Below are 13,394 nucleotides of genomic sequence, written 5' to 3'. Positions count from 1 at the left end.
CATATAAAATGTTCAAAAAAGAAATATTTAAAAATATTTCTAAATAAATTTATCATAAAACTTATCATCAAAATTTAATGAGGAGTTTTTAAAACTTTCTTTTGATAAATTATAATAATCAAAATTTGTACCAAATAACGAATTTGAAAACTCAATAGTCAAAACCTTACGCTCTTTAGTTGTAGGATTATTGCCTTTATGAAAAGCTAAAGTGTCTCCTATTGCTAGAGTACCAGCCTTGCCATATACAAATATTTCATCTTTTTTTTTATAAAATTTAAATATCTCCTCATCAGAAATTCTTTGATATCTTTTAATTAAAATTTTATATGGTTTTGAAAATAATTTATGAGTTTTTTCTATAAATGAATGTGGTCCATGACTAATATTTTCAACATCATTTAAATATATAAAAAATTTTAACCATTTGGGCCTGTCTAAATCAAAATGATATAATTGAGCTTCTTTATTTCCAGGTTTTGATGAAATTTTTGATATTCTAAAACCAACATTTGTTAAAATAGGTGGTGATGAAAAATACTCTTCTGCGATATCGTAAAATGTTTGATTATGCACTAAATCTTTAATCACTTTATTTTGTAGCAGGTCTTCTTCATTTAAATCAACAATGGTTGTATCAATCGGTATATTTCCAATATTATCTGTTTTTTTTATTTCACCTCTATGGATATAAGAACACGGTAGGTTTTTTTCAAGATTCAAAATCTTATCTATAGTATCTTGATCAATGTATTCTGGATTAATCGAATACCCAACTCTTTTAATTTCTTTTAACGTCTTATTTAAATCCAAATTTTTATCTAATACTTTAAACTTTTTCTTATTAAAATTTCGATTAAAAAGATTTTGTACTTGATAGTTAAGTGCAATTAAAAAGTTTAATATATAAATTGACAATCCTTTTGTAAGACAATACATATTTATAAAATTAGTGTGAAACTTTCTTATATTTTTTTTAAAAATTAAAAAATATATACACGCATATAGAAAAATAAATGGTGCAAAAACGAACTTTAACAACTTTATAATCATACTTAAATTAATACTATTTAAAAAATTTAAAAATAATTGAATTATTTTTTATATCTTACAAGATATTAATAGAAATTTTAAATATAATCAGTATTTAGTTAATAAAAATTAATTAAAAATGAAATATTTTAACAAAGCTAATCTACAAGAAATAATTAATTTTGGAAAAATGCCTATGGCTAATGAATTTGTCCAAAATAAAAATAAAAAACTTTTTACATACAATTTAAGATTAGGATTTAATAGAAAATTTAAACTAGCACAATTATATGATTTTCCAAAACCTTCAAAAATGTTTAATAAGAATTATGCATTCATTACATCGACTTCAAAATTTATGAAGACACATTTTAAAAGATTATCTGAAGAATTAAGAAAGAAAAAAAACGTTTCAATTCTAGAAATTGGCTGCAATGATGGTGTCTTTCTTGAAAATTTCAAAAGTTTAAAGCATCTTGGAATAGAGCCTTCAGCAAATGTTTATAATTTGGCTAAAAAAAAAGGTCTTAATGTAGAAAATTTATTTTTTAATTACAAAAACGCAGAAAAAATTAAAAAAAAATATGGATTGTTCAATACTGTTTTTGGATCTAACGTTATATGTCATATTCCAGATCAACAAGAATTATATCAAGCAGTGAATAAGATCATAACACCAGATGGACGATTTATTTTTGAAGAACCATATCTATTAGAAATGATAAAAAAGACTAGCTATGATCAATTGTATGATGAACATATTTACATTTTTTCACTCACTTCAGTGAATCTAATAAGTAAGAAATTTGGTCTAAAACTCTATGATGCTGAAAAAACTACTACACATGGAGGTTCGATGAGATATTTTTTAACAAAAAGTAATCTTAAAACTACAAATAGACTGAAAAATTATTTAAAAATAGAAAAAAAATATAAAATAGACAGTATTTCCTCATTAAAAAATTTTGCAAAAAATTGTAAAAAAAACAAAAGTAACTTTTTAAATAAAATTTCTAAAATAAAAAAACAAAAATTTAAAATTTATGGATTTGGTGCGACTTCAAAAAGTACAACAATTTTAAATTTTTGTAATGTAAATAATAAACACATCGAAATGATTTTTGATAATTCAAAAACAAAAATAAACAAATTTACCCCTTTAACTAGAATTCCGATAGTAAATTCAAATTTATTTTTTAAGAAAGATATAAAATATTGTGTTCTTTTTGCTTGGAACCACTACAAAGAAATATTTTCTAAAATCAAAGGTGCAAAAAAAATTAAATGGATAACTCATATTAATAAAAATCATTTTGGCAGATATAAAAAATATATAGTTTAAATTTTTTATGAATATTCCATTTAATGATCTATCAATCAAAGATTCTAATGAATATATAAAAATATTTAAAAAATTTTTAAAAAGCGGAAAATTCATAAATAGTCAAAGTGTTTTTAATTTTGAAAATAAGTTTTCAAAGAAATTTAATTTTAAATATGGTGTAGGTTGCAATAGCGGTACTGACGCTATTGAATTAGCGTTACGTCTCCATAAAAAAAGTGAAAATGAGGCAGCAATAACTGTTTCGCATACTGCTAATGGTACCGTTTCTGCAATTCTTAGAGCAGGCATGTTGCCTATATTTTGTGATATTGAAAAAGATTATAATACAATGTGTCCTGTATCATTAAAAAACACAATCAAAATAGCTTTGAAAAGAAAAATTAAACTTAAGTATATTATTCCAGTTCATATCTATGGACAATTATCTGATATGAGAAAAATAAATGAAATTGCAGCTAAGTATAACTTAATCGTAATTGAGGATTGTTCTCAATCACATGGAGCTAAGTTTATCAATCAAAAAAATTTAAGACAAAATTTGAGTGTCTTTTCACTTTACCCTACCAAAAATTTAGGAGCATTAGGGGATGCAGGAATAATATGTACAAACAACAAAACTCATCATAGTAAGTTAATAAATCTTCGTGAATACGGATGGAAAAATAGAATTTGTATAGATAAAAAGGGAATTAACTCAAGGTTAGATGAACTTCAAGCTGCTTTTTTATTACATAAGCTAAAGTCTTTTAATCAAATGTCAAAAAAAAGACAGCAATTATCTAAAATGTACCTTAAGAATATTAAAAATAACAAAATTCAGTTACCAAAAATTAGACATAATACAGTTCATGCATTTCATCTTTTTGTGATAAAATTATTTTCAAGAGATAGATTTAGATTTATGAATTTTTTAAAAAAACATAAAATTGGTACTGCTCTTCATTATCAACAGCCTTTGCATAAACAAATAGGTATGAAAAAAATCTTGAAATTTCAAAAGCTTAAAAATACAGAAGATTTATATAATAAAATAGTGTCTTTACCTTTGAACTATAATATCTCTATAAAGAATTGTATTAAAGTAATTAAAGTTATTAACTCTTTTAAATAATAATTTGTAATGAAAAGAACTTTAATAAATGAAGATATTGGAAATCAGATATTTAAAGTAGTTAAAAGATTATTTCCACTGAACAGAAGTTTGACTGGAGAAGATAATAGAAAATCTTTAAAAATTTTAAATCGTATATGTAAAAATATTAAAATACTTGAATTTAAAAGTGGAAAAAAAATTTTTGATTGGAAAGTCCCTGAAGAATGGAATGTGACAGATGCATATATAAAAATAAATCAAAAAAAAATTGTTGATTTTAAAAAAAACAATTTGCATCTTATGTCATACTCTGAGCCGATTAATAAAATTATTAATTTCAAAGAATTGAATAAAAACCTTTATTCAATAAAGAATAAACCAGATGCAATCCCATATGTAACCTCATATTACAAAAGAAGATGGGGATTTTGTTTAAGCGATAATTTTAGAAAAAAATTAAATAAAAAATTAAACTATGAGGTTTGTATAGATTCTTCATTTAATAAAAAAGGAAGTATGTCAATTGGAGAAATTTATATAAAAGGTAAAGTAAAAGAAGAAATATTGTTGAGTACAAACATTTGTCATCCATCAATGGTCAACAATGAACTCTGCGCTCCAGTTATACTGAGTTTTATTTCAAAATATTTTAAAAATAAAAAAAATTATTATTCTATCAGAATATTATTCTTACCAGAAACCGTGGGTTGTATAGCCTACTTAAATAAAAATTTAAAATATCTAAAAAAAAATTTTAGGGCAGGATTTCATGTGTCGTGCTTCGGGGACAAGGGTAAATTTTCAATAATTAATACAAAATATGAAAATAGTTATTCAGATTATATTGGAAAAAAAATATTAAAAACATATGGCAAATATAAATCTTATCCATTTAAATATTGTGGTTCTGATGAAAGACAATATAACTATCCAGGAGTGGATATTCCAGTTGCAACACTTACAAAAACAAAATTTGGTATATTTAAAGAGTATCACAATTCTTTCGATAATCTTAATATTACAAATGCTTCTACATTAAAAAAATCCTTTAATTTAATTAAAGATTTAATTTATGAAATTAATAAAGACAAAAAATTGAAGATAAAAAATTCTACAGTAATAAATAAAAAGTTTTTATTAAAAAAACATATTAATAAAAATTATAATCTTAAAATCTATAGCAAAACAAAATGTGAGCCTTTTTTATCAAAAAGAAATTTGTACAGAGATTTATCTAAAGATTTATTAACAAATAATGAATTAATTATGTTCAACATTCTATATTATGGAGATGGAATTAAAATCAGTGATGTTTCGAAATTATTAAAGGAAAAATGTTCAAAAGTACTAACAATTGCAAAAACCTTAGAAAAAAATAAACTTATAACTCTTATAAAATAATTTTATTAACTAAATTGAATTTATAAGTTTCCATTTGTTGTCGATACTAGTTTTCCAAATTTCGTTATTTCTATGTTGGTTTACTATTAACTCAAACTCGTCTTCATTCATTTCTAAAAATTCTAACACTTCTTTAAAATTTTCTTCTGGGAATTCATTGTCATATTCTCTAGCTAATTCTATAGCTTTTTGTCTAGTCATTTGATCATTTTGCAACATTCTACAGGCATCTCTTGTTGCTCGACCAAAACCAAATTTAACATATTGCATATAATAATATAGACAATCTATTTTATCATCTAGGCTATCAAAATCAGTAAATGTTCCTTGTGTTCTTTTATTAGGATGTGTTTTAAATTTTTTTTTCATCGTTTTTTCTACATAATGAAAATTCTCAAGCATACTCCATTTGAAAAAATAGCTAAAATAATAAGCTGTAATATTAGTTTTTTTCAATTCATTTTCGTCTGGGTAAATATATGGCGCAAGATCATTTTCTCTTATTTCATTACTGACCCAATTTTGAGGAAAATCACCAATTTGATGTTCTATAACTTCTCTGATATTTCTTTTTTTTTGACTTTCATCATCTAAAACAAGACCTCCATATTCACTTTCACCATGTTCAGCATAAAATACATATGGAATTTGGTAGTTTAAAGCTACTGTTAATGGTGCAGAGTTTACACCAGCGTCCCATGCAACTTTAGGGTTTCCTCTTTCTATAAAAAATCTTCTAGCTAATTTTCTTGAAATTTTTAAATTTGGCTTAATCATAACTGAATCGAAGCCCATTTTTGATAATTCATTTCTATTATGAACACCAATTTCATTTTCTATCAATGGTGAAAATGTGACTAATAAGGGGTTAAGGTCATATTCTAATTTTAATTTCAATGCTATCGATGTAGAGTCTTTTCCACCTGACCAAGGCACAATGCAACTATATTTAGAGTTTTTTTGCTTTGTAAATTCTGCAATTTCATTTATTAGTTTTAGAAACTCTCTTTTTCTATCTTCCCAATCAATTTTTTTTTTTTCTTCACTATATAAACACGCGTTACAGACACCTTCGTTATTAAATACTATTCGAGGTCTAGAATCTGGCATAATACATTTTTTACAAAACTTTATCATTTTCAATTCCTTACATTTATACCATTTGCGTTTAAAAAGTTTTTTGCTGATATTATGCTTTGTTCAGTAAAATGAAATATATTTTGAGTACAGGCACCTGAAACATCGGTTTTATTGAATAATTCATTAATATGACTCCAATTTCCTGCTCCACCCAATGCAATAATTGGACAATTTATATTTTCAGATATTATTTTTATTAGGTTAATATCATAGCCTAACAAACCACCATCGTTATCAATATTATTAACCAATATTTCACCTGCTCCATTTTTTATAGCTTCATTTCCAAGTGAAATAGGATTGTTTTTTAAATCTTTTGTTCCACTAGATCCAAAAACAGTATAATCATCAAGTTTTTTTTTATCACGTTTACAATCTAAAGATTGAATTATTGATTGTTTACCATATTTCATTGAAATATCTTCTATCACTTTTGGTGAAAAAATTAGATCTGGACCTATAAGGATTTTATCAGCTCCATTTTTAAAATAAATATCTGCACACTTTAATGAGCGAATACCACCCCCAACAGTGATAGGTACAAAACAATTTGTTGAAAAAAAATTGATAACTTCTAAAAATTGATTTTGAAACTTTATTTCTGAAATATCTATTATTACTAGTTCATCTATACTCCAAAGATCAATAAAATTTTTAGTATACCTATAGTCTGGTTTAAAATTTTTTGTTCTATATAAAACACCATCTACAAATGTAAGTGTAATTATAATTCTTTTTTTTAGCATTTAACAAATATCATGAAAATTTTTGATTAGTTTAAGACCATTTGCTTGACTTTTTTCTGGATGAAATTGAACTCCATAAATATTTTCTCTATTAATAGATGAGATAAAATCTATCTCGTAATTTGTTTCAGTTAAAATATCATGCTTTGAAGTTTGTTGTATCATGTATGAATGAGTAAAATAAAAATCAGAATTATTGTCAATACCATTGAATAAATTACTTTTTTTTTTGATTTTACATTCATTCCATCCTACATGTGGAACTTTAATATTTCCTGAATAATCATTAAAAGATTTAATCTCACCATCTAAAAGCGCAAGTCCTTTACTTTCACCAAATTCATTACTTTTTTCAAACAGAACTTGAAATCCAACACAAATACCTAGAAAAGGTATTCCCATTTTAATTTTACTTTTTAATATATTTGAAATCTGACGATCATTAATTTTCGTCATAAAATCTTTATACGCACCAACACCTGGCAAAATTATTTTATCTATATATTGAAAATCTAAATTTGTTTTAATTATCTTAAAATTTAAATTTAGCTTTTTTATTGCAGCAATCAATGAAGCAATATTACCAGTTTCTAAATCAATTATTCCAAGGTGCATTAAAAATTTCCCTCCAAAAAAATTTTTGATCCGATTAGGGAAAATATAAGTTTAGACATATGATTTGGGATTTCTTTATTATAGATATCGGATTTTAATTTCTTTAAATTTATAAACTCTGATAATTCTGATTTAGTATCAAAAATATATTCTAATACCTCAGGTTTCTCGATATCTAAAATTGATTTAATTGATGCATTAAAACCTTTTTTTTGCCTATCAAGTCTAATTTGATCATTAAGTATTCCACTTAGTGAATCTCTTAATAGCTTTTTTTGATATCCGTCCTCAATTAGAAATTTATTTGGAACAGACAAAACAAATTCTAAAAGATTTTTATCAAGATAAGGGCTTCTATTTTCAATAGAATAAAACATAGAATTTAAATCATCATGTTTTAAAATTACCGGCACAACTTCATAAAATAATTCATTCAACATTCTATTTCTTAATAATTCATCACAAAATTTTTTTTCTTCAAAAATGAAGTTTATTTTGTTAGTTGAATAATTAATCACATTTAAATCATTTTCATAAACTAAAGATCTGTCTTGTTCATTATTTATATAGCGAAGAGCATTTTTTAAATTTGGATTTCTTATAAATGGTGAAACATATTTTTCCCAATTTTTTAGATTCTTTTTTATTAAACTGCTATCTTTAAGAGAAGCAAGATGAAGAAGAAAATGATCATAATAACCAGTAAAAATTTCATCTGCACCTGTGCCTGAAATTGCAACTTTAAAATTTTGTTTACTTATTTCCTCAGATAAAAAAGAATGAATATAATAAGAGATTGTAGCAATAGGGCCGTCATGTTGATATGTGAGTTTATTTATTCTCTCAAAAAAATTTTCTTTATTAATTTTCAAATGAGTCAAATGTGAGTCGCACTTTAAATCATTAATTACTAAATTAATATTTTCTCTCTCATCATATCTTGGATCATTATCAATAATTGAAAAAGTTGAAACTTTTTTATCAAATTCTTTTGATGCAAGAGAAGCTAAAGCTGAAGAGTCTATCCCACCACTCAAACAAAAAGCCAAAGGCACATCTGATCTTAATCTTAATTTTAAACTTTCAGTTAAATAATACTTAACTCCTTTGATCGCATCATTTTTAGATAAATTTTTGTTTGGCTCAATTTTTGGTGACCAGTATTTTTTTTTTTTATGACTTAAGTTAAAATTTACTCTGAGATTGGTGCCACTTTCTAAATTATAAATTTCATTAAAAAATGTTTCATTTTTTTTAAATAATGATTTGTAACCTAAAAATAAATTTTTACTTATAAGTTCTCTATTTTTTGTAAAATTTTTTTTACACAAAGATTTAATAAATTTAATTTCCGAACCAAAAAAAAAACCACTTGAGTTAAAATAATAATAAAGTGGTTTTTCACCAAAAGGATCTCTTGAAAGGAATAATTCCTTTTTTCTTTCATCCCATATAGCAAAAGCCCACATTCCCTCAAAATAATTTACACAATTTTCACCATATTCTTGATAAGCTCTAGCTAGAACTTCAGTGTCAGAATCAGTTTTAAATATATATTTTTTTTTTAATTTTTTTTTTAATTCTAAGTAATTATATATTTCGCCATTAAATATTAATTTAAAGTTCTCAAAAATGAATGGTTGATTAGATCTATCATTTAAATCAATTATATTTAATCTTGAATGTAGTAAGGCTAATTTTTTGTTTTGATAATCCTTTTCATAAAAACTCGCATTATCTGGGCCTCTTAATTTCATTAAGTTTAAAGTATCTCTGATAGAATTTTCTCGGATTAATTCTTTTTGACTTATGAACCCACTGATACCACACATTATTTTAAAGTTATCTTTTGATGTTTTTTTATAAATTTATTAGACCTTTTTCCTATAAATCCATCTAGTTGATAAAAGTTTTTTGAATATTCATCTCTTAAAAAATTAACATTTTTTAAAGAAAATTTTTCACCTTTTTTTATGTCTTCTTTTGCAAAAGGAGATCTTCTTACAATTTTCAAAAAATTCTTTTCACAATTTTGAATATTTTTTTCATATTTTCCCAGCAATAATTCTATTTTTCTGATTTTTAATACCATTTTTTTTAGCTCATTTAAATCAGCTGACAACATGTGATCTCTAAAATTTGAATACTTTTTATTTATAGTAAAATGTTTTTCTATGATTTTTGCTCCTAGCGATGTTGCTGTAATTGAAGCGTCTATTCCTAAAGTATGATCCGAATATCCTATTGCAAACTTTAATTTTTCCTTCAAATATCTTATTGAATTTAAATTTGCATACTTATAATTGACAGGATAGCTGGTTACACAATGCAAAAAAGCTATTCTTTCATGGGCTTTTTTCTTTCCAACTAATTTATATATTTTTTTTTTTATATAATTTATTTGCTCAATGTTTATTAAACCAGTTGATATAATTACATTCTTTTTCGATTTAATTATTTTGTCAAACATGGGGAAAAAATTATTATCACTAGATGCAATTTTAATGATGTCTGCATTCTTAATAAGGAAATCTGAACTTTTTATATCTAAAGGTGTGGAGATAAATAACAATTTATTTTTGTGTGCAAACTTTTTTAAATCTAAAAATTGTTTCTGATTTAACTCAAATTTTTTAAGTAACTTAAATCGTTTTTTGTCTTGATTATTAATAAAATCCTCTGTAATAAAAGTTTGAAATTTGACTGCATCAACTTTTGCTTTCGCAGCCTGAGAAATTAATTTTTTTGCAGTTTTAATGTCCCCTTCATGATTATTACCAATTTCAGCTATCAAAAAGGTTTTTTTTAAATTCTTAAAATTGATATTCCGCATCCATTAATTGTTTAAATTCTTCCAAAAATTTTTATACCATTTTATATACTCAAGATAACCTGCCTCAATCGAATACTCTGCAGTAAAATTAATAAGTTTTTTTGCTTTATTAATCTTTAAAGTTCCCCTTTCAGGCATAAATTTTTCTCTTGCCTGATAATTTACTTTTATATTTTTAAATTCACTTTTTAAGATTTCTATTAATTCATTTATTTTTCTGGCATTGCCAAATGTAATATTAAACGTTTCATTTTTTGCATTTTCATTATCACAACAATAACTTATGCCCCTAACTAAATCTTTGATATACGTAAAATCCAATTTATCATTTCCATCACCATTTATATTAATTTCAAGATTTTGAATTGCATTTTCAATAAAAATTTGGCCAACTCGTCTGCTCACACATCTTTCACCGTAAAGTGCTGAAGGTCTAATAATGGTATATGGAAGATCAAAAACTTGATTATAAGATTTAACCATCAATTCTCCAGCATATTTTAAAGTTCCGTAAATACCAATTGGTTTGCAAGATATCTCTTCATCAACACCCTGCTTGTCAAAATTTCCATAGACCATACTAGAAGACATATATATTACATGAGTTTTTTCACTTTTGGCATAATCCAACGTGTTTTCTAAAGTTCTAAGACTGTGGTCAAAGGTAGTGTGAGGATCCTTGTTAGATCTGTTAGCATGTGAAACAGCAGCGAGATGAATAATTACATCTGGTTTTATCTGGGAGTATAAAGTTGAAATAGAGTTGTAGTTTCTGGCGTCTTGAATAATTAAATCAATTTCTTTTTCTTTTAAAAGTTTCATTCTATTCTCTAAAATTGATTTATAGAGTTTTTGATTCAATATTTCATTATTATCTAAAGAGTAAATATTATTAACTGATAAACTATCAACTATTACAGGAGAGTGGCCTATTTCTGAAAGATGTAATGCTAGATTATGCCCAATAAAACCACATCCACCAACCAAAAGAATTTTTTTTTTCATATTAAATTTCCAAAGCTTTTAAAATATTTTTGCATATAAAGTCAATTTCATTATTTTTGAGCTTTGGATACATAGGTAAAGAAATGTTCATATTTCCATAGTTAATCGCATTTTTAAAATTTGCCAAATTTAAGTTATATTTTTTTTTGTAATAACTCATTTTGGGAAGTGAGTTTGGATAATGTATACTGAATCCAATATCAAGTTTTTTAAATTCTTTAATTATTTTATTTCTTTTTTCTGAAAAAATTTGAAACACAAAAAATGAACAATCTTTTGAATAAGGCATCATTTTTATATCATTTATTTTAGATAAATTCTTTATATATCTTTTTGCTATTTGGTGTCTCTTTTTTAAATTTCTATTATAATTTAATAACTGCCTATAACCCAAAGCAGATTGAAAATCTGTCATTCTGTAATTAAAGCCTAAAAATTTTACATCGTAATCACCCGGTATTTTCCTATCTTTTATATCTTTATCAATACCAAAAGCTTTTAACATTTTTATCTTTTTATAAAATCTAAGGTCATTTGTTATTAACATCCCACCCTCACCTGTGGTAATTTGTTTTGTAGGATAAAATGAAAAACAACCAGCTTTGCCAAAATTACCAACATGTATTTTATCTTTATAAGTTCCAAGAGCATGAGCACAATCTTCTAATAGTGTTATTTTTTTTGTTGCACAAAACTTTTTAATTTTTTGAATTTCACAAGGATACCCTGCCATATGAACTAAGATTATACCTCTAGTTTTTTTTGTAACTTTTTTTTTTATTTCATCTAATTTCAAATTACCTGTTTCAAAATCAATATCAGCTAAGATTGCTTTGGCACCAGTATACTCCACAGCGTGAGCTGTTGCTGTATGAGTTTGAGCTGGAACAATTACTTCATCACCTTTTTTAAAATCAGATGCTAGACAGGAGAGATGTAAACCAGATGTGCAACTTGAGAGAGAAACTGCATAATTCGCTCCTGTAAACTTACTAAACTCTTTTTCAAATAATGATGTATATTTACCATGTGTTAACCACCCACTTTTTAAAATTTTAGATACTAATTTTATGTCTTGATTTTCTATATTTGAAATTGAAAATTTTATTTTTTTTTTCATTTTTTTAAGTAATTAATCTTGATCTTTTTTTTTAATATTATCGATTTTTCAGCTGCAAAACAAATCGACATCAAATCAAATTGATCTTGATGATTTATAATTAATTTATTATTTTTTTTTAACAAATTATCAATGAAATTTTGAATTAATTTTTTTCTGTTTTTTTTATCTGGATAATTTGAGATAATTTTAAATAAATTTCCATTTTTATATTCATATGACCCTAGTAAATTATTTACTAATGAGTTATTTTTTGAAAAAATTTTGACTTCATGATGATGTGAATATTCAGCTGAGGCATTTCCAGTAATTTTTACTAATATATTATTTGGAAACTCTAAAATCATAATTACAAAACTATTTTTTTTAAATACTGTGTTTTTGGTGAAATTTTTATTTCCTAAAGCATAGACTGAAATAGGTTTTAATTCTACTAACCAGACAACTAAATCTATCATATGAATAGCTGCTCCATGGATTAAAGAATAGTTATTTATTTTTGATCTCCACCCATATAGTTTTGATCTTCTTCCCCACAAATAATCTGCCTCTATATAAAATAAATCTTTTTTATTAATTTTTTTCTTAAACTTTTCAAATAATGAATTTACCCTTAAGACTAGATTAGATGTAATTTTAATATTTCTTTTAATCCTTAAAAGGTCATATATCTTTTTTAACTGAGCTTCATTTAAGCACATTGGCTTTTCAATTATCATATTTTTGTTATTTTTTAATCCTTTAATTATTTGATTAAAATGAAAATTATCATAACTAGCGATTGAAACTAAGTTAACTTCTTTGTCTTTAAAAATTTTTTCTTCATTACTTGTAATAATTTTATCTGGATATTTTTTTTTTAAAAAAATCAATTTTTTTTTATTTGTTTCACAAATTATTTTTACATGTGAGTTTTTTTTACTTTCTATAGCTTCTAAATGCTTTTGACCTATTCCCATTCCAATTATTGCAGCAATTATTTTCATTATAATTTAAAATTTAAAAAATTTTTTTTATTAAAATTTTTTTTAATTCTTTTTAAATCTCCAATAGTATCTATAGAT

12 protein-coding genes are annotated in these 13,394 nt (G+C 24.4%); 3 read left to right on the top strand and 9 right to left on the bottom strand.

What is annotated here, in order from left to right:
* Positions 1–39 precede the first annotated feature (39 nt).
* On the bottom strand, positions 40–813 hold the full coding sequence (locus ACTT90_RS06805; protein WP_440938020.1) for a hypothetical protein: 774 nt from the start codon (positions 811–813) through the stop codon (positions 40–42).
* A 358-nt stretch (positions 814–1,171) separates the two neighbouring features.
* On the opposite strand from ACTT90_RS06805, the gene ACTT90_RS06800 reads away from it, so the two are divergent.
* The 3 genes from ACTT90_RS06800 to ACTT90_RS06790 are packed head-to-tail and all read left to right on the top strand — an operon-like array spanning position 1,172 to position 4,871.
* Positions 1,172–2,374 (top strand): class I SAM-dependent methyltransferase, encoded by a 1,203-nt coding sequence (locus ACTT90_RS06800; protein WP_440938019.1) that lies wholly within the window; start codon positions 1,172–1,174, stop codon positions 2,372–2,374.
* A 7-nt stretch (positions 2,375–2,381) separates the two neighbouring features.
* The gene (locus ACTT90_RS06795) at positions 2,382–3,488 is read left to right on the top strand and encodes a DegT/DnrJ/EryC1/StrS family aminotransferase (RefSeq protein ID WP_440938018.1); all 1,107 of its coding nucleotides are present in this window, start codon (positions 2,382–2,384) and stop codon (positions 3,486–3,488) included.
* A 9-nt stretch (positions 3,489–3,497) separates the two neighbouring features.
* The gene (locus tag ACTT90_RS06790) at positions 3,498–4,871 is read left to right on the top strand and encodes a DUF4910 domain-containing protein (RefSeq protein ID WP_440938017.1); all 1,374 of its coding nucleotides are present in this window, start codon (positions 3,498–3,500) and stop codon (positions 4,869–4,871) included.
* A 9-nt stretch (positions 4,872–4,880) separates the two neighbouring features.
* Here the strand turns inward: ACTT90_RS06790 and ACTT90_RS06785 are convergent, their stop codons facing one another.
* Genes ACTT90_RS06785 through ACTT90_RS06750 form a run of 8 tightly spaced genes read right to left on the bottom strand, consistent with a single transcriptional unit; the run spans position 4,881 to position 13,316 of the window.
* On the bottom strand, positions 4,881–6,008 hold the full coding sequence (locus ACTT90_RS06785) for an N-acetyl sugar amidotransferase (RefSeq protein WP_440938016.1): 1,128 nt from the start codon (positions 6,006–6,008) through the stop codon (positions 4,881–4,883).
* A 2-nt stretch (positions 6,009–6,010) separates the two neighbouring features.
* Positions 6,011–6,757, bottom strand: coding sequence for an imidazole glycerol phosphate synthase subunit HisF (gene hisF / locus ACTT90_RS06780; protein ID WP_440938015.1), 747 nt, complete (start codon positions 6,755–6,757; stop codon positions 6,011–6,013).
* Positions 6,758–7,372 (bottom strand): imidazole glycerol phosphate synthase subunit HisH, encoded by a 615-nt coding sequence (gene hisH, locus ACTT90_RS06775; protein WP_440938014.1) that lies wholly within the window; start codon positions 7,370–7,372, stop codon positions 6,758–6,760.
* On the bottom strand, positions 7,372–9,204 hold the full coding sequence (asnB, locus tag ACTT90_RS06770; protein WP_440938013.1) for an asparagine synthase (glutamine-hydrolyzing): 1,833 nt from the start codon (positions 9,202–9,204) through the stop codon (positions 7,372–7,374). Before asnB ends, hisH begins: the two co-directional genes overlap by 1 nt.
* On the bottom strand, positions 9,204–10,205 hold the full coding sequence (locus ACTT90_RS06765; RefSeq protein WP_440938012.1) for an N-acetylneuraminate synthase family protein: 1,002 nt from the start codon (positions 10,203–10,205) through the stop codon (positions 9,204–9,206). The genes asnB and ACTT90_RS06765 overlap by 1 nt, the downstream gene beginning before the upstream one ends.
* Before the next feature lie 3 nt (positions 10,206–10,208).
* Positions 10,209–11,210: an NAD-dependent epimerase/dehydratase family protein gene (locus ACTT90_RS06760; RefSeq protein WP_440938011.1), complete on the bottom strand. Its 1,002-nt coding sequence runs from the start codon at positions 11,208–11,210 to the stop codon at positions 10,209–10,211.
* A gap of 1 nt (position 11,211) precedes the next feature.
* Positions 11,212–12,330, bottom strand: coding sequence for a DegT/DnrJ/EryC1/StrS family aminotransferase (locus tag ACTT90_RS06755; RefSeq protein WP_440938010.1), 1,119 nt, complete (start codon positions 12,328–12,330; stop codon positions 11,212–11,214).
* Positions 12,327–13,316, bottom strand: coding sequence for a Gfo/Idh/MocA family protein (locus tag ACTT90_RS06750; protein WP_440938009.1), 990 nt, complete (start codon positions 13,314–13,316; stop codon positions 12,327–12,329). Before ACTT90_RS06750 ends, ACTT90_RS06755 begins: the two co-directional genes overlap by 4 nt.
* Positions 13,317–13,394: the final 78 nt, after the last annotated feature.

This window comes from Candidatus Pelagibacter sp. (assembly GCF_052049935.1).
GTDB lineage: Bacteria > Pseudomonadota > Alphaproteobacteria > Pelagibacterales > Pelagibacteraceae > Pelagibacter.
The sequence above is the reverse complement of the archived record's forward strand: the minus strand, read 5'-3'. Positions and strand labels throughout refer to the sequence as shown.